Raw genomic sequence first — 24553 nt, forward strand, 5'->3', positions numbered from 1 at the left:
GTGTACCCCTCCGCTCAGTGTGTGATTTGTCCATTGAAGACGTACGGGACCGTCTGTTGCGTCGTCAGAATCTGTTCGTATTCTTTCGACAGATTCATGAACTGAACGGCGTCGGCAATCGTCACCCACGATATCTCTTCGATTTCATCCGGAAAAATCGTGCCAATTTCGCCCCCGCGAATCTCCGACTGGAAAAAGAAGAACAGACAATGTTCATCGACTTGCGGAAAAAACGCTTCGCTGACGTGTAACAGTTCCCCGACCGCAACGTCATATCCGGTTTCTTCCTTCGCTTCCCGGACGGCTGCTTCCGGTAACGTCTCCCCCGCTTCGACTGTTCCCCCGGGCAACGTGTAATACGAATAAGACGGTCCGATGTTTTTGACCATTAACACTTGATCCCGTTCCTCGTTCAATAAGACGTTATAGACGATATTTTTTTGACGTGTCATGCTCATTCCCCCCTCAAATCGGTAGATGGTATTTTTTAACTTATCTACTATACCATAGTCTTTTTCAGACAGGGAGAGCCCTCTATAAAATAGGAAAAATAATTCCATATGAATGACCTTATGGCAAAATAATTCCAATACGTCAAAAAAGGAGGATCAGGATGATTCATTTGGAAAAAGCAACAGCTGAAGACGCGCTTGCTTTATTCGAGCTGCAAGTCGCGGCGTTCAGTCCATTGCTTAAAAAGTATCAAGATTACGAGACGAATCCGGCAAATGAAACGATTGACCGGGTCTACGCGCGCATTCATCATCCGACAGGCTGTTTTTTAAAGATCATCGCGGACGGACAGCTCGTCGGCGCGATCTGTATTCGCTGGAACGAAGACGTTTATTTCCGGATCAGTCCGTTGTTTCTGGCACCGGATGCGCAAGGCAAAGGATTTGCCAAACAAGCCATGCTGCTCGCGGAAGCCCGTTATCCGCAGGCCAAGACGTGGGAACTGTCGAGTCTATTCGAAGAAACGAAAACGTGTCAGTTATACGAAAAGATGGGTTACGTTGAAACCGGTATCCGTAAGCCATTGAACGACAGAGCAACGCTGATTCACTATCAGAAAATCATGGTCTGAAAAAGGAGAATGAGGATGTCGATGATGAAAACTATATGTACGGCGTTAACGGCTCTTACGTTACTGATTCCGTTATCCCCGGACGCGATCGCCGAGACAAACGGACCGACGACGGAGCAAAAAAATGAATGGTATCAGCAATATGAGATCGTGATTGAATCCGTCAATCAAAGCAATCCGGACGGTGAGCTGGAGTTGGCCCCGATCTATTCCTTTCAGGATGAAGACTGGCGTCCGGTCGAGGAATTCAGAAAAATCGCCAAGAAGCGGAGTACCTTCAAAATCGCTTTGACATCAAACGAGAAACAGGCGGTCAAAGAGGAGTCAGCAAGTGACATCAACGTCCGGCCGGATATTACAACCGTCTACAGTCAAAGTGCCGGACGCCATCCCTGCTCGGAGACGGTTTCCGTCACGTCCGAATCCCGGACAAAAGGGACATGGGTTCAAAAAGGCTATACCGCGACGCGTATCGATGCCAACCAAACGTATGAAATCAGTCTCGGCGGGTACTATACGAAGGACGGAATCGTCACGGGACATATTCCGACGATTGAATTCCATTGCGGACGGAACGGTGAAATCAGTTGAAGAATAGGTAACATCTAAAAACCATTATTTTACATATAAAGACCATTTGTGGTACTCTGAACATCTAAGGAGGGTTGTCCATGATTAAAAGAGTATCGTTTGTTCTTCTTTCCATGACACTGGCTGTTGCCACCCTGCTGCTTGCCGCGCGGTATGCCGTCGGTCAGAGCGTCATTTCATTTGACCAGCCCAAAGCTCTCAGCCTTTCAATCGCAATCGTTGTTTTATTATTCCTACCACCTCTTTTTCTGTCGTTTTTTGAGAACACTATCATGAAAGTGATGAATGCGGCCTATCAATCAATCATTTCTTTGTCCTTCATCGGACTGATTCCCATGGGATTCATGACACCCGATGGCTCACTTGTGATTGTGCTGACTGCGGTGATTGGAACAGTCATCAGCATCTTCAGTACGGTGACGGCAGTCGGAAAAAGCAATGCACTTTCTACTACGCGTATCTAACTCTTTAATCAGAACCGAAGCGTTTTCGCTAAATCCTTGAAGCAACAGATGATTCATTTGTTGCTTCAAGGATTTTTTCATATAAATAAAACCTATTTTAACCCTGTGATTAATTGCAAATAAACATCGAAATAATGACATTTTTCATAATCATTTTGACTAATATCATTGTCATTACGACTAACATCGTTTACAATTTAAGTGAGGTGAAGGATATGAAGTCAAAAGTGAAGGAACTGCGCGCACGTCATGGATGGAATCAGACTGAACTGGCAAAACGTGCTAACATTTCCCGACAGACTGTCAGTTTGATTGAGCGAGGAGAATTCATGCCGTCGCTCCTGATTGCAGCTAAAATCGCCCGGGTCTTTGAAACAACGATCGAGGACATCTTTCAATTTAACGAGGAGGAGTTACTGTGAGTAAAAGTCTGAACCTGGTTTTACGGATGCTTGTCGGCGGTACCATTGGATTTTTCTTGATGTACTGGGTATTAAGTAGTCCGCTTGAAGGGATTGCCTTTTCGGAGTACAGCTTGTGGGTCAATGGATTTTTACTTGTTGTTCTAATCGGATTACTTCTATTATCGTTCATTCGATACCGGAAAATTCATCGCCTTCTCAACCAACCGTTGACAGGAGACGCGGAAGATTTGGCCGATCAACAGATGTATCGTTGGTTCAGCGACGGCACACTGAGTTTAAATTTAGTACTTCCGCTTAGTCTTGCAGTGATCAGTGTGAATTTAGTACTCGATCAACAGCTTTCATTGGTCGTGACTGGCTTCGTCGTAATGGGTGTCGGACTGATTGGTTCGATCCGGTTTCAGGCGCTGGTCCAGCACATGTATCCGGAACGGAAGCTTCCGGACATCAGTGAAACGGATTATGCCATGAAACTCCTCGCGGCATCGGATGACGGGGAAAAACACGTCATGCTCGAAGGACTGTACAAAACACATTCTCTTGTTAATATGATGCTGATTGTTGGAATCATCTTGCTGCTCTTCTACTCACTGTCGACATCGAGCTCTCAGCTATTCAGCATTTTCGTCATTACCTCCATCTTGATGGTCAGTAACGCAAAATATTATCTGACGATTCGTAATCGTTAAGAACAGGAGAAATCAGCATGCTTCGAAGCATTATTGCCGGTATGTTCACCTCCGTTTTGATTTCCGGTGTTTTAACCTGCTGGTCCTCTACACCAATGTCGGAACGGGCAAGCCATACGATGTATTCATCAGCGAGCGGCATCTTTATCAAAATCAGCCGAGAATACTCCCCCTTCTAAACGTTCAGGGCGAAGCCCTAGTGCAAGTGGGAGATGAATCGTCTTCGGCCAAAGCGTAGGTGGAGGTAGTTCAAACGTTCTATTCGTTTCCCGTCATCTTCATTTCAGGAATCCTCGTTGATTGGCTGAAGAAACGATTTGTTTCATTCTTCCCTAAGCGCCGGAAGACAGTCCCTTTGTTGTATGGTGTGTCAGGCAGTACAATCGCCCTGGTTATTGTTTTACTAAATCATAACGGAGCCGTTCGGTTCAGTGAACTGTTGTTCTTGCTGCCTTTCCTGATGCTTTGCGGCGCATCAGCGATTCTGTATTTTTGGATTTCGCATAGGATTCTCAAAAAATCGTATAATAATCCTAAAAAATCGTATAATAATCCTAAAAAATGACTCGCGGTTAAAACTACCGGAGTCATTTTTGACGTCCATCGAGATCGTCTGTTTGAACTGAATGAGCATCATCCGTTGACCGTTCAGTTCGACTTCTACTGCTGTGTTCTCCTGTCGGAATCCGTTACCTGTCAGGACTTTTTGCGAAGCGATATTTCCGTCCGTCGTCTCCGCTTGAATTTCCTCAATATCAAGTTTCGTACATTGTTTGATTAGCAACCGGACGGCCTCTTTGGCAATCCCCTTACCCGTATGATTTTGTCCGATTCGGTACCCAAGTTCTGCCAGTTTCGTAGTTACATCCCGATCGACGAGATTGATCCGACCCATAATTTCTCCGCCTTCACCTTTGATCAGGTAAAAGAACGAAGTGCCATCTCGCTGTTCCTGTAAGAGTGACGCATGCCGTTGCTTAAAAATCTCAGGCAGGTAATAGTCTTCGCCTCGCGAAGGAATCGACTGTTCGAAATACAGACGGTTCTCGAGTTCAAATGCATATAACTCTTCTGCGTCCAGTGCCGTACAGGCTTCCAGCTGTATTTTCATACCACCCCTCCTAAAATTCCTAATTATCCCTTTCGAATTCCATATATTATCATTATAATCATATACGATACGTTTTATCAAAGCGTCTCCATTACAGTTCAAGTTAGGACATACCATGTTCATCAAACGAAATCATCATAATCTGGCTACCCATAATGTCCGTGTCTTTTATTTCATCACCTTGTTCGGCACGATCAACCTCCTTGATCCGGTCATCACCCTATTTTATTTTCAGCGCGGCTTGTCGGCATCTGACATTTTAATCATTCTCTTCATGTATTGTGCCGCCACATTAGTATCGGAAATCCCGACCGGTGCCTTTGCCGACCGCTTCGGACCAAAAGCGTCGTTTTTAACCGGCAGCTTGATCAGTATTTTCTCAACCAGTCTGTTGCTGATTGCGGATGACATTTGGTGGTTTTCGATTCAGGGACTGCTGTGGGGATTATCAACGTCCTTCTTTTCCGGTTCAGACGATGCCTTGATTTTTGAATCATTAAAGGAAAGCGGACAGGAAAAGGCGATGAGTCAGGTCATGGCGAAAATCTCGTCCGTTATGTTCTCCGTCACGATTTTTACCAGCCTGATCGGCGCCTACCTCGTCCGCGATTTAGCGGAAAGCCAGTTCCAATTTCTGATCCTCATTGGAATTCTCTTTAAAATCATCGAATTCTTGTTGATTTTCAGTCTGATCAATCCTAAATCGTTTGATCAGTTCCGGGACAACCCGTATACCCATGTCAAAAATGGTTGGCAGATCATCCGCCGATCACCGGATCTGATTAAAGTTTTTCTCAACTTCACGATTGTGTTGATTCCATCTGTCGTCATTTTCGGAAAGTTTGAGCAACCGTATGTGACGGGAGCCGGACTTCCAGTTGCATGGCTCGGTGTTTTGTACGCAAGCGCCGCTCTACTCAGCATGCTGATCACCCGGCACCTCGCCTGGCTGTTGCTCCGCTTCAAACGGACGACACTGATGCAACTGTCGGGTATTATCACACTGCTTGCCGTCTCACTGGCGAGTTTCCTGTTTAACAGCTTATGGATCGCCTTAGTACTGTTTTTTGTCCTGCGGATGCTGCGGTCGATCCGACAACCGCTTTACTCCGGTATCATCAACGAACACATCCCGTCCGGTAGCCGGGCGACGACACTCTCGCTGCTTAATCTTGTTGATTCCGCGTTCGATTTAATCATTCTCGGAACGATGTCGTTTGTCGCGACCCTCGGATTACCAGCCATCTTTATCGGCTGTGCTTTAATCATTGGAATCGGCTTGTTGTTTCCGGTCCGGGAAGCGAAGCATGTACAGGAGCAAGAAGGGAGACCGATCGTATGATTTATCGGAAAATCATTGCGGCTTCCATCTCCGGCGCTATCTTCGCCATGTTATTCGGTCTGTTTGTTCCGGGTCCGACCAGCTTGCCTGATAATTCGATGGGGCAGTATATATCAAGTGTTGTCATCAGTATTCCGGCTTACCTGATGTATAGTTTTCCGTTCATCCTGATTTACGGCGGGATGACGTCACTGATTAGTGAAATCATCAGCCGACGGATCACCAACCATCCAAAAGCGGAATTCGTTGTGTCGGGTGTGCTGCACCTGGCATTCGGAGCCGGGGTTTTCCTGCTCCTGAATCCTTACGCGGGTATTCTCAGCCTGGCTGCCGCTCTCCTGTTTTTCGTGACGGATCGTTACTTACAAAACAAACGAACTTCGTACCGGCTGACGCAAGCTTTGATGAGTCTAGAAATTCCGATCGGCGTCTGGATTCTGTTCATGGGAATCGTTTACCTTCAAAGCCTGGTAACTGGAAACTGAACAAGAGCGGATCACCTGACATTCCAGGTCGTCCGCTCTTTTGTTAAAAGTATGTATTAAATCCGATTTCATCTTCCCGCAGAACACCTTTTTCATTGATGTATTCCGTGGTCAGATTTCCGTGCCGAAGTAATTTCTGTTTTTTTATAGCCGTTGCCAGACGCATCAGATTTTTCTCTTCCGTCGGTAACCGGTCCCGTTGCAGTGTAATCGTAATGAACGGCGGAATTTTCGATTTCTGATACTCGCTTGACGATGCCGGATCCAACTTCAACTGTTGGACATCGTCCGGATAATAAACAGCCATGTACGCCGTCCCTGAACCGAAGATCTTTTCGACAAGCGGACGAATCTGTTCCGTCAGTTCCTCTGACCACTGTTCCGACAAGTATGTATCCGTGACCTGCTTCGACTGCTGATCGATGTAGACGAAAAATTCCGTATTGGTTTTTGGCTCCTTCAATTGTACGGCATAATCAAACTCAGAGTATTTCCCCGCAGCGTCGTAAAAGACGCCTTCCAGCTCTGCCTGTTTGAAGTGTTTTGTGATATACGATTTTGTCTCGCGTACGACACGATCCGCTTCCGGTTGGTCCGGTTCCATCGACTGGACATACAGGAAAATCACCAGACCGGACATCACGATTATGACGCCGAAAAGGATTAGTACTTTTTTAGCAAAAGTATTCATGAAGCCCCTCCTTTTTTCTTAATATTACCATCCTTTTTATCAAATTGACTAAATCCATCCATATTTCACTTTCGCATTTCGTTTCCTATCCCTACAATGAATATAATCCCTTGTTCTCTGGATCCTACCAATGAAAGTGTGGTGGAAACATGTGCCGAATCATTCAGTTGATGCTGTTGAGTCTAGTCATCGTAGCCATTTTAACCGGTTGTTCTGATCAGTCATACGTGATTGAAGAACGGAACGGCAATCAGCTTTCGCTCGGTCCGGACGAGCAAAATCCGGAAGCTTCCTATGCATTGATCGAAGTCACGGTTGACGACCAAACGAAAGTTAACGGTCAAACCAACCAATTATCCTGCCTGCAAAAAGGTGATCGTATCCGCTTTGCATATCGGAACAGCAAAAAACCGCTCGTCGCAACGATTGAGCGGGTGAAATAATCTAGAAAGAAGGTTGATCAGATGGAACTGTCCGGAAAACGGATTCTCGTCACTGGTATCACCGGGACGCTTGGCCTACGTGTCGCAAAACGATTATTGCCGGAGGCACTGGAAGTCCGGGGATTGATACGACAGACGGAGCGCTTCACTGAATTCGAATCACTCGGGATTACACCGGCGATCGGGGACTTGACCGATCAAACGTCGCTTCGACAAGCAATGGAACAAATTGACTGGGTTGTCCATTGCGCCGCCCGCGGCTTGGACGTCCGGATTCTCCGCCCCGGTGCCATTTGCGCCGAACAGGATTCCCACTGGGGCGACCGGCAAGTCAGACGGATGCAGGAAGCGGATTGTGTGACCTGGGTCCACCCGGACGATCTCGTCAACTGGGTCCATGCCGATAACATTGCCGAGATGGTTTTCCTCGTCCTGACACGTGGAAAACCAGGTGATGTGTTTCACGCCGTCGATACCAACATTCCGGAAACGGACTTCCGAATGCGGCTGGTTGAAGCCTCCGGCAAACCGTACCAAATCCCTGATCGTGTCGCGGAACGTCCGACCTATGCAACAGACAAAATCAAGACACTCGGTTACGAACCGGTTCGATCGTTTGACGAGACAATAGAGCGGTTGCTCCAGTTGTTCTCACTGCAACCGAACGCCAAATAAAAGAGCTTCTTCTGCCTGACTAACGAAACGGAGGACTGAAATGAAAAAACAGTTGATTTTCATCCTGCTGAGCAGCATTTGTCTGACTGCCGGCTGTGCGCGGGAAACCGAAACGATCTCAACGACCGACATCATTGCGAAGGAAGCCCGCCAGGATCAATCAGCGGATTTAATCCGGATCCATGATCGTGTCTATAAACGGAGCGGCAAAAATATGACCATCGTGAAAAAATATCTGGTTTCCATTACGACCGTCCAAAAACAGTTATCTGGAAAAGAAGCACTTGCCGACCGGACAGCAACCGACTGGCCGAAAGGAACGAAGTTGTACCAGTCAAAAAATTCAACGGGCGAATTGTACGTGTTTCAAGGGACTGTCGCGTTTCGGTACGAAGCCATTGCAGAGGGTTGAACCCGTTTCAGGACATCAGTCCGAACCTTACGATTTTGTTAGTTAAATCTCTTAAGGCTAGATGGTACACTAGCGGCATTATGAACAGCCATCCGCTAAGGGAGACTTCCTATGAAAGAAACCACGCCTACATCCACTTCTATTACGACCAATGAAAAAATCATCCGCTTGATCCAAGGATTGCACCAATTGCACACAGCTCCGATGAAAGCTGCCCACTATCAAAAGTTAGCCCGCTATTTACCGTATCCGTCTCTGACGGAAATCGAACGGCGATTCGGCTCCTGGACTCGTTTGCTCGAACAGGCGGGAATCATCCGGACTTCCGAACTATCGACTGAAAAACGGGCGGTGCTCGACCGCTCGAAAACCGATTCGGCAAACAGTGACCGCTGGAGTGTTGATGACAGCATCGCCTTTTATGTCAAAACATGCGGCTCCCGGGTGACCATCCGGTCCTATTCCGAACTGCGGGCCAATTATCCGCAAATGATGAGTGCGAATACCATTATCCGCCATCACGGAACCTGGAAACAGGCGTTGGCTCATTTTCAATTATCGTCAAGCGGCCTCTACTCAAATGAAGACTGCTTAAATGCCTTACGCGAAGCCTATGACGCGATTGGTCCGACTATCACGAGCCAGGAATATGTCCGGTACTCCCGGACACATCAAGCTCCTTCCTTAACGTTATTGATTGAACGCTTTTCCAGCTGGCGGGAAGCCCTGCGACTGCTCGAGGAGACACTGGACACAAAAGGTTGATCCCCGTCTGAGGATCAACCTTTTGTCATCTGTCAGATAATTCACCTGGACGTGCAGTAAAAACAATATGATCCTGACCTTCCTGACAATCGGTCAATGTAAAGACATATCCTTCGTTTTCAGCTTTCTTCTGCATGTTTCGACAGACTTCTTTTTCCCGGTCGTCGGCCTGGGAACCGTATTCGTCGCGCGATGAATCCAGTGAATAGACGAACTGTTTTCCGTCGTAGGTGATGTCTTCCAGAATTGCATCTCCTTCCGTCGTATAGTTCGTGATCCGAATTGTGTCTTTTTTATTCGCCTCCACCCGCTGTAAAAACGTTTCAAACTGGTCAACGTTCGCCCGTTCCGGTGTCGTGACGATATCGCCGTTTTTGATGGCTTCCTCTGACGGGTAATCGTTACTTGCACAACCGGCAAGCATCAGAATTCCAACTCCAAACAACAGATAGATTCGTTTTCTCATCCCCATCCCTCCTTCAGAGTGTCGTCGCAACGGTTTGTAAATCGTCAGCCGTCTCGGCAATCGATTCCGCGATATGGCGCATCCCTTCAATCGTTCCGGCAACCTGTTCCGTATCCTGCGACAGCGTAATGATCTGTTTCGAGACATCGACCGTTTGGCGGGAAATCGTCGTAAAGGCGGTGACGACGCGCCCCAGCTCCTCCGTCGTTTGCACGACCGATTGTTCTGTTCCGTTCATCCGCCGTGAGACTTGTCCCATTTTCGAGGTGATTTCCTGCGCGATGCTTGATGCTTCTGACGCGGAACGTTTACTTTCTTCCGCCAGTTTCCGGATTTCCTGGGCGACGACGGTAAAGCCACGTCCCATCTCGCCGGCCCGTGCGGCCTCGATCGAGGCGTTGAGACTCAACAGGTTCGTCTGATCGGAAATCGCCGTCACCATTCCGGCAATTCGTTCGATTTCTTGCGATAAAAAAGCAAGTTGCGTCATCTGTTCCGTCGTCTGCGTCATCTCGGAGACGACGTGCTCGAACCGTTTCGTTTCCGCCTCGACCAAATCGACGCCATCCTCTGCTTCTTTCGCGGCTTGGCTTAATTGCATCGCAATCGTTCCCGTCGTCAACGAAACCTGTTGGGCATGTCGCTCCATTTCCTGAAAACTGGCGGACGATTGTTGACTCATCGCGGCCAGTTCCTCTGTCGACTTTTGAACGGTCTGTCCGACACGCTGTTTCGCATCCGTCACCGTCTGCCGCTCGGCTTCGACCATTTCCTCATACATCGTCAAAACAATCTGTTGTTCGAGATTAAACAGTTTTCCGGCGGAGCGGACGATCCGGACCTGTTCCGACTCCGGTAACGTACTGTCCTCGATTTGCCGGCTTAAGACGTTTAATACCTTTTGGAACGCGGCGATGTACCACTTGTTTTGCAGACCAATCCGGACATGACGGTCGGCGATCCGTTTTCGGACATTGATGTAGTCCGGTGTAACCTGTCCGTCAAACATCTGGAGGATATGCTTGGCAAGCGTTCCTTTTAACCGTTCAAGTGTCGAATGCCGTTCAATCAGTTGTTTCAGCTCCGGCACCCGGACCAACTCCGCATAAAACGCATCGACCATCTGCGGCATCCACTCCGCGACATCGTGACGGATCAAACGAACGATTTGTAAATCCTCGACCGTCAAATCAATCAGCTGGAGTTGTTGCGCAAATGCTGAACCCGCTTCTAAGCGAACATGTACCTGTTCTTGTTGCATCCGTTCTGAAAACGTCATCTCTTGTTGTTTTGCCCACCATTTCACACTATCGATCCCCTTTTTCAATCATCTCATCTTGTATAACGGCTCCATACTGCCAAAGATGAAGTATTTTCCTTTGAATTCCCAATATGGAAGACCTTTTTTCCAAAAGAGTGACAGATATGACCGAATATTCGAAAAAACAACCTGTCCGTGACGGATTGTCAGATCTTTTAGGATACGGTTCGTTGAAGAAGCCATTGATCGAGACGATGCAGTTGTGACGTAAACCCTTCTTTCATCCCCATCTCAAGGACTTGTTTTACCGCTTCCTCGGTCTTAAAGTCCGACCGGAACACTACCCGGGTCCGGTCACCGACGGCTTCGAACGTCGTCACGTTTTCACTGCCCGGCAATTCTTCGGAAATTGTTCCGGAAGCATCCGAAAAATAATCGGCGTGGGCGTAACTTTGCGGAGCATCGATTTGTCGGAAGATCGCTTTTCCCCACGACTCCATTCCGTAGAATTCCCCTTGTGCGGGATCCTTGCAGCGCATACAGTAATGCCAAATGCCGCCTTCGACGAAATCAAAGGTCGTGATTTCCGTTTGCCAGCCTTCCGGTCCCCACCAGGCTTCGAGATGCTCTTTTTCCGTAAATGCGGCAAATACCAGCTCACGTGGAGCGTTGAACGTCCATTCCATTTGAAGAACGGAACCTTCGACTTTCGTTTTTAATTTTTCCTGCATCTTCATTCACTCCTTTGGGTTGACTGTGTCCTGTATCTGTTCCAAATATCCTTCAAGTCGTGTCATCCGGCTGACCATCTGCTGTTCAAACGATTGGCTCCACGCAGTGAGACCTTGGAACGGCTCTGTTCGCAAATGATAAATCCGGCGGTTCGCGGCCGGTTCGATGCGGACGAGATCTGCTTCGAGCAAAACCTTTAGGTGTTTTGATGTCTGCGGTTGGTTAAGACCTAACTGTGCGGCAATCTCACCGACCGGCAACGGACCTGTCTTTAACAGTTCGACGATGTTCAGGCGATTGGTATCGGATAAAGCAAATAACGTACGTGCAAGCCTCTCTGACATGATTTCCACCTCTTCTTATTTATATATACCCTTAAAGGAATATTCCAAACAAAGAATATATAAAATTGAGCGGAAAAGTTGTCTTTTCGAGCTGACGTACAGTATCGTCAAAGCACACGCATGTAAAGAGAGAGTGAAGTCTGATGAAAACCGAATGGCTCGAAGCCTTTCACGTTACGGCGGAAACATCTAGCCTGACGAAAGCGAGCGAACTTTTGCATATGACGCAACCGGCGCTTAGCAAACAAATCAAAAATCTCGAACAAGCGGTCGGCGCTCCGCTGTTCACACGGACGACGAGCGGCGTCTCGTTGACGCCGGCAGGAGAAATCGTCTTCAAAGACGGACAAAAAATTCTCGAACAGCTCGATGACATGCAACGAAAAATTGATCAGTTGCAGGGACAGACGTCGTTTACACTCGGTTCATGGCCGAGTGTCGCCATGTCTTACCTGCCGCAACACTTCGCCAACCATCCAACAGTGGGCGGACCGGAACTGAAGATCAAGACGGCCCATACGTACATCGAACTGATGGCCGGTTTGGAGCAGCATCAGTACGATGCCGTATTGCTCGACGATCGGCAAATCGAGCATCCGTATCCGTCAACAAACCTGTATACGGAACCGTTTTTACTCTACTTCCATGAAGCCGACGAACGGTTCGAAGGCTGTGTCGATGTCCGGTTCGATCAAATCGAAGCCTCGTCGTTCCTGTCCTTGCCGATCGACTGTGACTCGACGAATATCCTGAAAGCCGCGTTTGCGGAACGCGGGGCGACCTATACCGTCGCCTCGGAAATGGAATTTGGTTCAAGCGTCCTTGGCTTCATCCGGGCAAAACTCGGGATCGCGATTTTACCGGCAATCTTTCAGGATGGTCTCCCGCCGGAAGTCCGGACATTGCCGATCACCGGTTTTGACGTGACACGGGAACTATCTCTCGTAACACGGGATGCGGAACACCATCAGACGTTACTCCGTTTGATTGGTCATCCGCGTAGCCGTTGATTCAGTCGGTTCCGCAGAGCGTCGATTTCGGAACGGTCGATCGTCTGATCGTCGATTTCCCCGTAACGGACCACATGATAGAGCATCGGATCAATCGTCAACTTGATCCGGTCGAGCCAGTCCTGGACCGTTTCTTCCGGCCGGCGTTTTGATCCGTCCGGCAGCTGCCGGTCAAAAGAAGCAATCAATTGACGGACTTCGGAAACGGAGTCCGTTTGTTGTCGTTGTTGCTCCGGATGCCAGTCAAGCGGTGCTATCTTCGGACGCAAGATTTGCGGATCCCCCTCTTCCGTCGGCTCAAGCAACTGTTTACGCCGGCGGTATCCGAGTAACCGGCGGAACACAAACACTGATAAGAAGGCTGTGACCAGTGCTCCGACCGGCAGCAGCATATCCGGCAAGAACAAGGAGGCACCTTTGATCATCGGACCGCTCGGAAAACGTTTGATTTTTATCGCCGCCGCCTTCAGTCCTTTACGCGGTTTGATTTTATAATGGAAGGTATAATCCGCCGGTTTGTAAATGTAAGTCGTGTAGGCATAACGTTCAAAAGCAACCAAAGATGCTGCCAGTACTAAAACGGAGAGAATCATCAGTCCGAGCTTCCGTTTCATATCGCCCCTCCTTTTTTTACCAAATAATAACATATCGTTTTCAGTCCATCAGCATTTTTCTTTCTTTTCAGTCAATTTGAGCGTACAGTAAAATTACACTGTCAGAATAGGATGTGATCGTATGTACTTACCTTCGTTTCAACTGGATCAGAAAACCGTTCTTGTGACCGGTGCAGGTCGTGGCATCGGCCGTGCCCTGGCAATCGGAATGGCGGAAGCTGGCGCAGATGTCTTACTGGTCGCCCGGACGGAATCCGATTTACAGGAAACCGCAAAACAGGTCGAACAGCTTGGACGACGGGCCTTTGTTTTGACGTGCGACGTCACCGACCGGACGCAGGTCCAGGCGACAGTCGACCGTGCCTATACATATGTCGACCGGATTGATGTCCTTGTCAACAACGCCGGAATGAACATCCGCTCGAAAGCACTGGATGTCACCGAGGACGAGTGGGAAACAATCCAGCAGACGAACTTAAAGTCTGCCTTCCTGTTCTCACAGGAAATCGGTCGCCGGATGCAGGACACGGGCGGCAGTATCTTGAACATTGCTTCGGTTGCGGGACACGTTGCGCTGCGGACCGGTGTCGTTTATGCGACGACAAAAGCCGCTTTGATTCAGATGACCAAAGTTCTCGCGCTGGAATGGGGACCGAAAAACATCCGCGTCAATGCAATCGGACCGTGGTATTTCAAGACGCCGCTGACGGAACCGTTGCTCGCCGATCCAACCTACTTACAGGAGATCGTCGACGTCACACCGCTCGGCCGGGTCGGTGAACTGACGGAACTCGTTGGACCGGCTGTTTTTCTTTCGTCGGATGCCGGAGCATACGTCACCGGTCAAACGTTATTCGTTGACGGCGGGATGACGATTAAAGGGTTTTGATTTAATCAGGACAAAGTAACAGGGACTTCCGATTTTTATCGAGAGTCCCTGTTTGTGCTTGATGAGAACAACTTTCTTTTTCATCAAAACGATTAAGTATGTATACATAAAACAAGAAACAAGTCGCGCGACTTGTTTCTTCACAACACACGGAACGGACTGACGCTGTCGGATGGTTTTAAGTGATATGTAGCAATCGGTTTAAAGTGGCTGTTCAGCGTCTTGACCCGGAATTCGGCCGTTTCAGTGATTTCTTCGAGGACGTGATACGTTTTCGTTTTCGCATCATACACATAATCGATCAAATCAGCTTTACTATCATATAAGACACGGACTTGTTTCGTCTTATGATTGATTTCATACATCCGGTCTTGATTAAAGATCAGTTCGGTTTCTTTTGTAAGGGTTTGTGTTTTCTCGACCCCGCCTTTTACATATCGATCCGTTGTCATCATTTTCGTACTACGCTGTTTTTTAACGTCATACGACAAGACCGTCAATTTTTCATTTTTTTCCGAACGGTTGCCGTAAATTTTGAGTTGTGAACCGGCCAGGCGAATGTAATCGGCATAAATTAATTCTTTGATGGTCTCATGCTGGAGAGGCTTCAATGATGTTGGATCAAAGGTATGGAGTTTGATTGAGTAATCGATTCCTTTCATATGATCTGCCAGTACATACAATTTATCACCGGTCACGATCAAATCTTTTCCGAAGCCGGTATAACGTTTCGTTGCCCCGATTTTCTTGAAATCCAATGTATATTTCGTCAGCGAAAATTGATTGATTGCCGATAAACTCATCATATAATAGGCATTTTTATACTTCTTGATTCGCATCGGTGCCGGCTCAATCTGCTTGATGGTCGTCTTACTATTTTTCAAGTTGATGACACGGTTATGATACGAGCTGTACAACAGTCCGTCATGCAGACGATCAGCGCCTTTCAGCGTATAGCGCACCGTTTCAATCTTTTTATTGCCGATATAAGTCTCGAATGTCGTGAGCGGCTGTTCGTAACTTGTTGAAACGACTTGATACGTATCTTTTTGCGCCGCTACAGCGTGATTAAATCCAACAGTCATACTGACAACTGTTGCTGCCATCAGCAGCTTGTAAGCTTTTTGCATAAGTTACACTCCTTCCTGAATTTGTCACAACACCTGAAACGGCATTAAACGGCCGGTCGGCTGAAACTTATAATCGGCAACCGGCTTAAAGTGGCTGTTCAGCGTCTTGACCCGGTAGTTACTTGTTTCATAATTTCCTTCGAGCACGTGATACGTTTTGGTTTTACTGTCGTACGCATAGTCAATCAGTGCCTGTTTACTGCTGTACAGAACCCGGACCTGTTTCGTTTTTTGATCGACTTCGAGCATCGAATACATATTGAAGACTAAATCTTTTGTCGGTGACAAGGCTTTTGTCTCGTTGACCCACATGACGGATTGCTTGGACGTCAAAACGATTTTGCCCTGTTGTTTTTTTAAGTTATACGACGCAATCGACAGCTCTTCCCCTGCTTCCGTTTGATTGCCGTAAATTTTCAACTCGTTACCGGTATGCCGGAAATGAAAAGCAAAAATCATCGGCTTGATTTTCTCAAGGTGGAGCGACGTAAAGTGTTTAGTATCAAACGTATGTATTTCAACCGAATTCGTTTCCGTTTTCATGTTATTGGCGAGGACATACACTTTATCCCCGGTTACGATCATGTCCCGTCCGTGACCGACAAATCTTTTTGTCTGACCGATTTTTTTGAAGTCGAGTGTGTATTTCGTCAGCGAAAATTCATTGAGTGCAGATATAGTTAAGACATAGTAAGCATTTTTATACTTTGTAATCCGCAGTGGCGAGTCGGCGACTTTTTGGAGTGTCGTCTTGCTGTTTTTCAGATTGATCACCTGGTCACCGTAAGAACTGTATAACAAACCGTCATGCAGACGATCGACACTGCCTAACGTGTAACGTACCGTTTCCACTTTCTTTCCGCCGATGAAGCTCTCAATTTGGGTCAACGGTTGACTGTAACTCGTCGACGCGATCTTGTAACTGTCCGATTGTGCCGAAACATCATGAGTAAAACCAATCGTAGAACTGACAATCGTTGCTGCCATCAACAGCTTGTATCCTGTATGCATGTCCCGGGTTCCTTTCCATACGAACCATATTGAGGTTCTAGAAACCGTCACATCCTGACGTCTCCACTTTCTCCTCTATATAAAGAATACCCATTTAATGTCACGTGGAAAGTCGTGAATCATTAAATGGGTCAATTCGTTTTTCAGGAATGAGATTATTTTTTAACGACCGGCCGCATCGGATCAAAAACGGCTTTCGAATCGAAAAACGGATCCAAGACCTTTGTTTTTTTCGCCAGTGCCTGGCGGAGCCGGATCCCGTCGACATTAATCCGTGCCTGACGGTAATAGTCTTTGCCTAACTGTTTCCAGGCATGCTGCGACGCATCGACGTTATAAAAATAATGGAACCCTTGCTGCGTCAAATAACGGTATTTATCCCCCGTGTACCCATGCCAATTCTGAATATCACTGCCGAACGGATAAATCAACTGCCGTGTCGTTCCGATCAATGGAGCGACATCACGGTTGTAGCGAGCCGTATCCGCCTGAAGCGTTGCCAGACTGACTTTTCCGATCGCGATGTGACCATAGGTGTGGCTGGCAAATTGCCATCCGTCCTTCTTCAAGGCCGTTGCAGTCGCTTTTGCCTGTTGACGCGCCTGCTCAACTTTAGAAGAACTTCCGTACTGCGCATACGACGACCGGTACCCGAGAACACCGTTGTAGCCGGTGATACCAAGCAATCCTTTTGCGCCGTGGTAAGAGAAGTCCGGATGGCGGTTGACGAACGCATCCACGATCGGCACGAGATCATAAGCACCGTCCGGTTTTCCGGCCATCGAATTGGTGATCCGCCCGTTTTTCACTTTCAACGTCGTCGCAAAACCGTCTCCCGTCATGTATTCATAGTAGTTGACGTCATCCTGCGACAGGACAAGCGGCTTTTTGCCCTTTGGAAAAGCAAGTCCCTTTTCCGTCATCCGTCCGTCTCTCCATACCGCAAGATCGGTCGGGCGGACGAGGACATAGTTCCGTTGATACAAGGCGGTCAAAATCCGTTCGAACTCCCCTTTCGTCACCATATAATCATCGTAGCCCTGCTGTTTCCGGTCCCCGTCAAAGGCACGTTTCGGCTCGGCGATCAAGGAGTGGAAAAACAGGTGTGGGACGGACTTACCGGCTTTGATCGTTCCGAGATTCGCCTGTTTCGCCGCGTATTCCTTCCGCTTTTGTTTCGCTTCCGTCGTCTTCAACCGGTCGACAATCCGGATTGCCCGGGCATAATCGTACTGGGCCGCGATAAAATCGGCGCGTTTTAATTCCTGACGTATGTAGCTCGTGTCTGCTGCCTGATGTTCGACCTGCTTCGTTTTCGTTTCTGATCCAACTGACGGCTGACCGCATCCACTGATCAATACGATTCCTGCAAGACTGACGCCCATCCATTTTTTATTCATCTGAATTCCGTCCTTTCTCCGACAAACAATACTCCACTCCGCTTACTTTTTATATTCCCGATTATTCAGTCGATTAACTACTTTGAGAAGGGTATTCCAGTTCGTTATGTCCCCCATCCAAAGCGGAAGTACACAAACCGCCCGGATGGGTGTTTAATAAGGGACGTAATGAAAACACACGGAGGTGCAACACATGATTGAACAAAACGTCATTAATAATATTTGGTATAACACAGAAGAAACGATTCCCGTCTTTAACCCGGCAACTAAAGAATTGCTCGGACACGTCCCGAGCAGCACAGCAGACGATGCAGCGCGTGCCGTCGATGCAGCAAGTACAGCATTCGTCGACTGGTCGGAACGGACAGCCGATGACCGCGCCGATAAAATCGATGCCTGGTACCGCCTGATTCAACAACACCGTGATGAACTCGCGGAAATCATGACGCTCGAACAAGGGAAACCATTCGTCGAAGCACGCGGAGAAATCGACTACGGCAATCAATATGTCCGCTGGTATGCGGAAGAAGCGCGCCGGATCTACGGAGAAACAATTCCGGCATCGGTTCCCGGGAAACGACTCTTCGTCGAAAAAGAACCGGTTGGTGTCGTTGCGGCAATCACGCCATGGAACTTCCCGGCAGCAATGATTACACGGAAACTCGCTCCGGCACTGGCTGCCGGCTGTACCGTCGTGTTGAAACCGTCAGAAGAAACACCGTATACGGCACTTCGCCTCGTCGAACTGGCGATCGAAGCGGGTATTCCGGCTGGTGCGATCAACGTCTTGACTGGGGACGCCGCAACAATCAGTGGTGTCTGGCAAGGCGATTCCCGTGTCCGGAAAATCACATTCACCGGCTCAACAGCGGTCGGTAAATTGATCATGCGTCAAGCGGCTGATACGATGAAAAAATTGTCGCTTGAACTCGGTGGTCATGCGCCGTTCATCGTCACGGAAAATGCCGATCTCGACAAAGCCGTTCAAGGCGCCATCCGCTCGAAATTCCGCAACGGCGGACAAGCCTGTGTCGCAACGAACCGCTTTTATGTCCAGGCATCGGTTCTCGACGCCTTCACTGAAAAATTCGTCGCTGAAGTCAATCGTCTGAAAGTCGGCAACGGACTCGACGCCGATTCGACGATCGGACCGTTGATCAATGCGAAAGCCGTTGCCAAAGTCAAAGCACATATTGACGACGCCGTCGCCAAAGGCGCAACGATTCTTTCCGGCGGTACGATTGATGATTCAGTCGGATACTTTGTTGAACCAACCGTCCTCGGTAATGTCACGGAAGACATGATCTGCATGCAGGAAGAAACGTTTGGTCCGCTCGCACCGATTTCGGTCTTCGATACGCTTGACGAAGTCATCGAACGCGCGAACAACACACCATACGGTCTTGCGGCCTATGCGTTCTCGGAAAAAATCGACGAAGCTCTCCTGCTCGGTAAAAAACTCGAGTACGGAATCGTCGGTCTCAATGACGGTGCACCATCCGCTGCGCAAGCACCCTTCGGCGGTTATAAAGAAAGTGGACTCGGCCGTGAAGGCGGCGTCTACGGTATCGAAGATTATCTCGAAGTCAAATACTTGTCACTCGGTTAATCACAAAGCAACCCCTGTCCACTGGACAAGGGCTGTTTTTTCGTTTACTCGACGTACTCATAAAGAACGACACTCTCAATATAATGAATGAAGCGGCGCAATTCTTTTTCTTCCTCGCCCGACAAATCGCCTTCTTTTGACATCGAAGCGATTTCCTGGCGCTGGACTTCGATTGCCCGCAGACAGAGTTCTTCTTTTTGCTGATCGACGTCGGCTTTTCCGCCGACCGGTGACGACCAGCGCGTGTGTTTAAAGCGTAAACGTTTGTAAAATTCGAGTACACTTTGTACGACATCTGCCGGATAGTCGCCGCGGCATCCTTCAAGCCGGGTGATGACCTCTGTCATGACCTGTTCGTACAGCTCATGCTCGACCTGCGTCAAGTAAATCAACTGCTCGGACGACATGTTCGACCGTTTCCGTTTCCAAAGGATTTTCCGGATCGGTTGCATCAGACGAAAACGGGCTTCCTTGTCGATGGCTTCGCGCCGGTTATCGATTGACCGGAAGACTTCTTTTTTCAGCTGATCCGGTGTTTTATGCTCCTGCAGGAACTGCTTTGTAAAATCACGTTCCCACTGGACCGCCTCGAGCCGCAGTTTTTTCAACTGTTGGTTGAAGTGCGTCAATTCTTCTTCACTTTTCTCCTGTGCCCGTAACAGGCGCAGCATGACGTGATATTCATTTAACAAGTCAAAGGCGACGGTCGAGTTTTCTTCCTGGACGACCTGTTTGATTTCCGTGATCGCCCGTTTGACCATCCGCTGTTTGTACGAATTCAAATCGAGTTCCGGTTGGACATCAGCCTCGCCGCGGTTAAGCAACGGCAGAAGAATCGTTGCAAGCACCAGCGTAAAGATGATGACACCGGCCGCGAGGAAAATAATCAATGACCGTTCCGGGAACGCTTCGCCCGATTCAGTCAGAAACGGCAGAGACAAGACCCCGACCATCGTAATCGTTCCGCGGACGCCGACGAGTGTCGTGATGACATCCTGCTTAAACGACGGTTTGCGGTGATCCGCTTTTTTCAGGAAGCGATGGTCGAACCAATTGAAGAACATCGTCCAAATCAAGCGAATTAAAAGAATGACCGTTCCAATTTCAATCACAAATGACATCAGACGCCAGTTGTTAATCGCGTCATCGGCAAAGATTTCGCGTGTCGCTTCCGGTAACGTCAGACCAAGCAACAGGAAGATGATCCCGTTTAAGATGTAGGCAATCATCGTCCAGATATTGTCCGTCAATGTCTGTTCCTGAGCGAAAAACGTTTCGGTCCGCTCTTTAATCAACGCGTGCAGGATTCCGCCTGTGACGACGGCGATGACGCCGGATGCATGCAGAATTTCTTCTGCGACGAAAAAGATGATGAACGGTGTCAGGATTTGCAGTAACGCATAAAAGACGACGTCTTCAATTCCGGTCCGGCGTAATTTCATCTTCAGCCAGTTCATCGCGATGCTGATCGTAAGACCGACGACGGCTCCGACGGCGAACATGTAGACGAATTCCGTCGTCGCCTGCTGGATCGAGAAGTAACCGGTGACGACGGCGGCGACCGCATAACTGAAGGCAACCAGTCCCGAGGCGTCATTGATCAACGACTCTCCCCGGACAAGATTTAAGATCTGTTCCGGAATCTGAACGCGTTTCGCGATCCCGTTGACGGCAATCGGGTCAGTCGGTGACAGGATGGCCGCGAGCGCAAAGGCGGCCGCGACCGGAATGACCGGTACAAGCCAGTTGATGAAGTAACCGCCGATGACCGTCGTCAACAGGACGAGGACGATGGCATTACCGAAAATGGCGGCACGCATCTTCCACAGTTCATCACGCGGAAAATGTGAACTGTCGTTATAAAGCAATGGAGCGATGAATAATAACAGGAACCATTCCGATTCGACTTCAATCTTCAGCCCGCTGATCAGCAGCGCGGCAATCGTTCCGACGAGGATTTGAATCAACGCGGTCGGAATGAAGCGGATGTAGTGTCCAAGGACTTGAGTCAAGATGATTAAGGCAAGCATTAACAAAATAAGTGATAACGTTTCCATAGAAAACCCCTTCCATACTTTCACTGTTTCTCTGGTTATATCGTAACATAGTTTCTCACTGACTTAGGAACAGAACCCCTTGTCAGTCCTCATATAAGGCGATGACCGCCCGGGCCTGCTCCTGGATCTCTTGACGCAGGAGCAACGGTTCGAGAACCCGCACTTCCCGCCCCAATCCGAATAACTGTCGTCCGAGAAACGGCAGTTCGGCAACCGGCACGAACCACGTCCGCAACGCATTCAGCGGCAAAACCCCTTCAAGTAACCGTTCGCCGAGCGGCGTCAACTCGAGACGGACCGTCACCTGTTCTCCCGCCTGCCCGAGCTGCTCCGCCTCCTCAAACGTCATTCGCTGTGACGGAACCGTCGTCTCGGTCACCTGCTCCATCCGGTCGACCCGGTACTGGCGTAATCCGCGGTCTGTCTGCGCGAGCAGATACCAGCGGTTCCGTTCAAACGTCAGACCAACCGGGTCAATCCGAATCGTCCGACGACCGCTTATCGTCCGGTAAATCAGTTCACCCTGCACTTCCATTTCCATCAGCCGCAACAAGTCGCGCGTCAATGGAGACGCCGGTGTATCCGGTTTGGCAAAACGGACACGCCCTTTCAACCGGTCGAGCTTCAGTTCGAGATCGGCCGGCAGTTCGTGCAGATACCATTCGGCAAGATTGCCGCGTAACGTACCGAACGGCAAATCCGGCACCTGACCGACCCAGTCGAGCATCAAAAACAACGTGATGGCTTCCTGTTCCCGCAAGGCAAGCGGCGGCAACAGCCGGTTCGGTAAGACCCGGTAGCCGCCGGCCGGTCCGCGTTCGCTGTAAATCGGATAGCCGTTTGCTTCAAGCTCCAGCAAATCGCGCTGGATCGTCCGCAAGGAAACGCCGCATGCTTCCGCCAGTTCCCGCGCCGTCAGCAGTTGTTGCCGATTCAATAAACGCATCAGTTTCAACTGTCGGGTTTTCATGATAAAAAACCTCCTTCAATTACGACATCTTTTGTCATGATTATACCGTAGACTACAAACAGAACGAACCAAAGGAGGAAAAAAGATGACACAAACCGTTTTATATATCGCCTGCAGCTTAGACGGGAAAATCGCCCGTTCGGACGATTCACTCGATTGGTTGTTTGCTGTTGAAGGAGACGGTGACAACGGCTACGCAACGTTCATGCAGGACGTCGGTGCCGTCATCATGGGGCGGAAAACGTTTGACGAAGTACTTGTTCTCAGTGACGACTACCCTTACTCTGCCATCGACAACTACGTCCTGACCCGGCAAACCGGTAAACAGTCGGAGCATGCTATGTTTACGAATGAACCGCTTGATGTCTTACTTGACCGGATCGGTCCGACGATCGACGGGAAAATTTGGCTGGTTGGCGGCGGTGAACTGATTCAAGAAGCGTTACGACTCAAGCGCGTCGATCAGCTGGAGCTGGCGATCGCACCGGTCGTCCTCGGGAGCGGCATCCCGCTGTTTCCGGAGGGAACGCTTGAAACCCGGTTCCGACTGACCGGTTGCCGTCCGTCCGGACAGTTCATCATGGCCACGTATGACGTCTTAAAAGGATGACATCTCAAAAATACGCTGACCGGGCTTGAAGCCGGTCAGCGTATTTTCGAATCAGGATTTCGGTTTCGTTTTTTTCGGTTTTGGTTCCGTCCACTTGAATATTCCGTTCATAAAGTTGAAAATCCGTCTTGATTCCTTTGTCATCAGCGGTCCGAGAATCGCGAGAATCAGGACATAGAGTGCCGAGAACGGGGACAGGATCTCCATCAAACCGCCGGCGATGCCAAGGTTCGCGACGATGATCGAGAATTCACCACGCGAGACAATCGTCAGCCCGATGTTCGAGGACGCTTTGTGCGACAGTCCGGCCCGGCGTCCGGCAATCATGCCGGCGACATAGTTTCCGACAATCGTGATGACGACGGCACCGAGGGCAAGCCAGACGGCGTCAAGCAACATCGTCGGATCGATGCTCAGTCCGAAGCTGAAGAAGAAGATAGCACCGAAGAAATCACGGAACGGCACGACGAGGTGCTCAATCCGTTCGCCTTGTTCCGTTTCCGAAAAGACGAGTCCGAGCAGTAAGGCCCCGATGGCTTCCGCGACGTGAATCGTTTCCGAGAAGCCGGCGACGAAGAACAGGGCGGCAAAGACGACGATGATGAAGACTTCATCCGACGCAATCTTCAGCATCCGATTCAGAAGTGGTGTCGCTTTGCGGGCGATGATGAAGAACAACAGCATGTAACCGAGAGCGATTAAAATCGATGTGACCGAAGACAGTAACGTCGTTCCGTCGCCAAGCAGGAGTCCCGATAAGACGGACAGGTAAACAGCGAGGAAAATGTCTTCGAACATGATGATCCCGAGAATCAACTCGGTTTCCGTATTCCCGGTCCGTCGCAGATCGACGAGGACTTTCGCAACGATTGCGCTCGACGAAATCGTGATGATTCCGGCGATGATCAGCACTTCATATAACGGGAAGCCGGCGATGAATCCGTACAGCAATCCACCTGTGAAGTTAATCGATAAATAAATTGTTCCACTCGTAACGATCGATTTACCCGACCGGATTAATTTTCCGATTGAGAACTCCAGTCCCAGATAAAACAAGAGGAACAGGACACCGATGCGTCCGAGGAAGCTGATAAACTCAGCACTTTCAATGAACTTGAAGTCTAGTATCCCGATTGTCGGAGCGTGCGGTCCGACGATCATCCCTAAGATGATTAAAAACGGAATGATCGAAAAATTCAATTTATTCGCAAGCAAAGCTGCGATTGCCACTAAGATAAGCGCGGTACCGACTTCAAATATTAAATGATCCATC

The 24553-nt window shown here is 48.9% G+C and carries 30 protein-coding genes; 16 read left to right on the forward strand and 14 right to left on the reverse strand.

Annotation, left to right across the window (positions count from 1 at the left end; genetic code table 11):
- Positions 1-14: 14 nt before the first annotated feature.
- Positions 15-452 (reverse strand): NUDIX domain-containing protein, encoded by a 438-nt coding sequence (locus KNQ07_RS03405; RefSeq protein ID WP_012370370.1) that lies wholly within the window; start codon positions 450-452, stop codon positions 15-17.
- Between the two features lie 161 nt (positions 453-613).
- Here KNQ07_RS03405 and KNQ07_RS03410 point away from each other — a divergent pair, with 161 nt between their 5' ends.
- From KNQ07_RS03410 to KNQ07_RS03435, 6 genes are all read left to right on the forward strand, one after another.
- Positions 614-1084, forward strand: a complete 471-nt coding sequence (locus tag KNQ07_RS03410; protein ID WP_214764815.1) for a GNAT family N-acetyltransferase — start codon at positions 614-616, stop codon at positions 1082-1084.
- 24 nt (positions 1085-1108) lie between these two features.
- The gene (locus KNQ07_RS03415; protein ID WP_214764816.1) at positions 1109-1675 is read left to right on the forward strand and encodes a hypothetical protein; all 567 of its coding nucleotides are present in this window, start codon (positions 1109-1111) and stop codon (positions 1673-1675) included.
- A gap of 80 nt (positions 1676-1755) precedes the next feature.
- Positions 1756-2139 carry a hypothetical protein gene (locus KNQ07_RS03420; protein WP_214764817.1) on the forward strand — a complete coding sequence of 128 codons (384 nt, stop codon included), beginning with the start codon at positions 1756-1758 and terminating at the stop codon, positions 2137-2139.
- 215 nt (positions 2140-2354) lie between these two features.
- Complete coding sequence (locus KNQ07_RS03425) at positions 2355-2561, forward strand: helix-turn-helix transcriptional regulator (RefSeq protein ID WP_131504147.1); 207 nt, start codon at positions 2355-2357, stop codon at positions 2559-2561.
- The gene (locus KNQ07_RS03430; protein ID WP_214764818.1) at positions 2558-3253 is read left to right on the forward strand and encodes a DUF3169 family protein; all 696 of its coding nucleotides are present in this window, start codon (positions 2558-2560) and stop codon (positions 3251-3253) included. The genes KNQ07_RS03425 and KNQ07_RS03430 overlap by 4 nt, the downstream gene beginning before the upstream one ends.
- A gap of 17 nt (positions 3254-3270) precedes the next feature.
- The gene (locus KNQ07_RS03435) at positions 3271-3432 is read left to right on the forward strand and encodes a hypothetical protein (protein WP_214764819.1); all 162 of its coding nucleotides are present in this window, start codon (positions 3271-3273) and stop codon (positions 3430-3432) included.
- A gap of 296 nt (positions 3433-3728) precedes the next feature.
- Here the strand turns inward: KNQ07_RS03435 and KNQ07_RS03440 are convergent, their stop codons facing one another.
- Complete coding sequence (locus KNQ07_RS03440; protein ID WP_214764820.1) at positions 3729-4364, reverse strand: GNAT family N-acetyltransferase; 636 nt, start codon at positions 4362-4364, stop codon at positions 3729-3731.
- A 115-nt stretch (positions 4365-4479) separates the two neighbouring features.
- Between KNQ07_RS03440 and KNQ07_RS03445 the strand changes: the two genes are divergently transcribed.
- Together KNQ07_RS03445 and KNQ07_RS03450 are read left to right on the forward strand one after the other, a co-directional pair.
- The gene (locus KNQ07_RS03445) at positions 4480-5706 is read left to right on the forward strand and encodes an MFS transporter (RefSeq protein WP_214764821.1); all 1227 of its coding nucleotides are present in this window, start codon (positions 4480-4482) and stop codon (positions 5704-5706) included.
- Positions 5703-6191, forward strand: a complete 489-nt coding sequence (locus KNQ07_RS03450; protein ID WP_214764822.1) for a hypothetical protein — start codon at positions 5703-5705, stop codon at positions 6189-6191. Before KNQ07_RS03445 ends, KNQ07_RS03450 begins: the two co-directional genes overlap by 4 nt.
- A 43-nt stretch (positions 6192-6234) precedes the next feature.
- Here the strand turns inward: KNQ07_RS03450 and KNQ07_RS03455 are convergent, their stop codons facing one another.
- A complete protein-coding gene (locus KNQ07_RS03455; protein ID WP_214764823.1) occupies positions 6235-6882 on the reverse strand; it encodes a hypothetical protein in 648 nt (215 codons plus the stop codon).
- A 149-nt stretch (positions 6883-7031) separates the two neighbouring features.
- Here KNQ07_RS03455 and KNQ07_RS03460 point away from each other — a divergent pair, with 149 nt between their 5' ends.
- The 4 genes from KNQ07_RS03460 (at position 7032) to KNQ07_RS03475 (ending at position 9177) form a co-directional block, all read left to right on the forward strand.
- Complete coding sequence (locus KNQ07_RS03460; RefSeq protein ID WP_214764824.1) at positions 7032-7325, forward strand: hypothetical protein; 294 nt, start codon at positions 7032-7034, stop codon at positions 7323-7325.
- 21 nt (positions 7326-7346) lie between these two features.
- On the forward strand, positions 7347-8000 hold the full coding sequence (locus KNQ07_RS03465) for an NAD-dependent epimerase/dehydratase family protein (protein ID WP_214764825.1): 654 nt from the start codon (positions 7347-7349) through the stop codon (positions 7998-8000).
- Between the two features lie 40 nt (positions 8001-8040).
- Entirely contained in the window at positions 8041-8412 is a 372-nt protein-coding gene (locus tag KNQ07_RS03470) for a hypothetical protein (protein ID WP_214764826.1), read from the forward strand.
- Positions 8413-8523: 111 nt separating this feature from the next.
- Positions 8524-9177 carry a homing endonuclease associated repeat-containing protein gene (locus tag KNQ07_RS03475; protein ID WP_214764827.1) on the forward strand — a complete coding sequence of 218 codons (654 nt, stop codon included), beginning with the start codon at positions 8524-8526 and terminating at the stop codon, positions 9175-9177.
- A gap of 25 nt (positions 9178-9202) precedes the next feature.
- Here the strand turns inward: KNQ07_RS03475 and KNQ07_RS03480 are convergent, their stop codons facing one another.
- The 4 genes from KNQ07_RS03480 to KNQ07_RS03495 all read right to left on the reverse strand — a co-directional run bounded on the left by KNQ07_RS03480 (position 9203) and on the right by KNQ07_RS03495 (position 11980).
- The gene (locus tag KNQ07_RS03480) at positions 9203-9643 is read right to left on the reverse strand and encodes a DUF4362 domain-containing protein (RefSeq protein WP_214764828.1); all 441 of its coding nucleotides are present in this window, start codon (positions 9641-9643) and stop codon (positions 9203-9205) included.
- A 13-nt stretch (positions 9644-9656) separates the two neighbouring features.
- On the reverse strand, positions 9657-10949 hold the full coding sequence (locus KNQ07_RS03485; protein ID WP_214764829.1) for a globin-coupled sensor protein: 1293 nt from the start codon (positions 10947-10949) through the stop codon (positions 9657-9659).
- Positions 10950-11119: 170 nt separating this feature from the next.
- The gene (locus tag KNQ07_RS03490; RefSeq protein ID WP_214764830.1) at positions 11120-11635 is read right to left on the reverse strand and encodes an SRPBCC family protein; all 516 of its coding nucleotides are present in this window, start codon (positions 11633-11635) and stop codon (positions 11120-11122) included.
- A 6-nt stretch (positions 11636-11641) separates the two neighbouring features.
- Positions 11642-11980 carry an ArsR/SmtB family transcription factor gene (locus tag KNQ07_RS03495; protein WP_214764831.1) on the reverse strand — a complete coding sequence of 113 codons (339 nt, stop codon included), beginning with the start codon at positions 11978-11980 and terminating at the stop codon, positions 11642-11644.
- 143 nt (positions 11981-12123) lie between these two features.
- On the opposite strand from KNQ07_RS03495, the gene KNQ07_RS03500 reads away from it, so the two are divergent.
- On the forward strand, positions 12124-12990 hold the full coding sequence (locus tag KNQ07_RS03500) for a LysR family transcriptional regulator (RefSeq protein ID WP_214764832.1): 867 nt from the start codon (positions 12124-12126) through the stop codon (positions 12988-12990).
- Here KNQ07_RS03500 and KNQ07_RS03505 read toward each other — a convergent pair.
- Positions 12972-13604, reverse strand: coding sequence for a hypothetical protein (locus KNQ07_RS03505; RefSeq protein WP_214764833.1), 633 nt, complete (start codon positions 13602-13604; stop codon positions 12972-12974). The two genes, KNQ07_RS03500 and KNQ07_RS03505, sit on opposite strands and share 19 nt — an antisense overlap.
- Before the next feature lie 121 nt (positions 13605-13725).
- Between KNQ07_RS03505 and KNQ07_RS03510 the strand changes: the two genes are divergently transcribed.
- A complete protein-coding gene (locus KNQ07_RS03510) occupies positions 13726-14493 on the forward strand; it encodes an SDR family NAD(P)-dependent oxidoreductase (RefSeq protein ID WP_214764834.1) in 768 nt (255 codons plus the stop codon).
- A 140-nt stretch (positions 14494-14633) separates the two neighbouring features.
- Here KNQ07_RS03510 and KNQ07_RS03515 read toward each other — a convergent pair whose 3' ends face one another.
- The 3 genes from KNQ07_RS03515 to KNQ07_RS03525 all read right to left on the reverse strand — a co-directional run bounded on the left by KNQ07_RS03515 (position 14634) and on the right by KNQ07_RS03525 (position 18034).
- The gene (locus KNQ07_RS03515; RefSeq protein ID WP_214764835.1) at positions 14634-15623 is read right to left on the reverse strand and encodes a hypothetical protein; all 990 of its coding nucleotides are present in this window, start codon (positions 15621-15623) and stop codon (positions 14634-14636) included.
- 24 nt (positions 15624-15647) lie between these two features.
- On the reverse strand, positions 15648-16634 hold the full coding sequence (locus tag KNQ07_RS03520) for a hypothetical protein (protein WP_214764836.1): 987 nt from the start codon (positions 16632-16634) through the stop codon (positions 15648-15650).
- Between the two features lie 155 nt (positions 16635-16789).
- A complete protein-coding gene (locus KNQ07_RS03525; protein WP_251139450.1) occupies positions 16790-18034 on the reverse strand; it encodes a polysaccharide deacetylase family protein in 1245 nt (414 codons plus the stop codon).
- Between the two features lie 193 nt (positions 18035-18227).
- On the opposite strand from KNQ07_RS03525, the gene KNQ07_RS03530 reads away from it, so the two are divergent.
- Complete coding sequence (locus tag KNQ07_RS03530; protein WP_214764837.1) at positions 18228-19643, forward strand: NAD-dependent succinate-semialdehyde dehydrogenase; 1416 nt, start codon at positions 18228-18230, stop codon at positions 19641-19643.
- A gap of 44 nt (positions 19644-19687) precedes the next feature.
- Here the strand turns inward: KNQ07_RS03530 and KNQ07_RS03535 are convergent, their stop codons facing one another.
- Together KNQ07_RS03535 and KNQ07_RS03540 are read right to left on the reverse strand one after the other, a co-directional pair.
- Positions 19688-21700 (reverse strand): Na+/H+ antiporter, encoded by a 2013-nt coding sequence (locus KNQ07_RS03535; RefSeq protein WP_214764838.1) that lies wholly within the window; start codon positions 21698-21700, stop codon positions 19688-19690.
- An 82-nt stretch (positions 21701-21782) separates the two neighbouring features.
- Entirely contained in the window at positions 21783-22670 is an 888-nt protein-coding gene (locus tag KNQ07_RS03540; protein WP_214764839.1) for a helix-turn-helix transcriptional regulator, read from the reverse strand.
- 85 nt (positions 22671-22755) lie between these two features.
- Between KNQ07_RS03540 and KNQ07_RS03545 the strand changes: the two genes are divergently transcribed.
- The gene (locus KNQ07_RS03545) at positions 22756-23280 is read left to right on the forward strand and encodes a dihydrofolate reductase family protein (RefSeq protein WP_214764840.1); all 525 of its coding nucleotides are present in this window, start codon (positions 22756-22758) and stop codon (positions 23278-23280) included.
- Between the two features lie 51 nt (positions 23281-23331).
- Here the strand turns inward: KNQ07_RS03545 and KNQ07_RS03550 are convergent, their stop codons facing one another.
- Complete coding sequence (locus KNQ07_RS03550; RefSeq protein WP_214764841.1) at positions 23332-24552, reverse strand: cation:proton antiporter; 1221 nt, start codon at positions 24550-24552, stop codon at positions 23332-23334.
- Position 24553: the final 1 nt, after the last annotated feature.

This window comes from Exiguobacterium sp. s145 (assembly GCF_018618835.1).
In the GTDB taxonomy this organism is placed as follows: domain Bacteria; phylum Bacillota; class Bacilli; order Exiguobacteriales; family Exiguobacteriaceae; genus Exiguobacterium_A; species Exiguobacterium_A artemiae.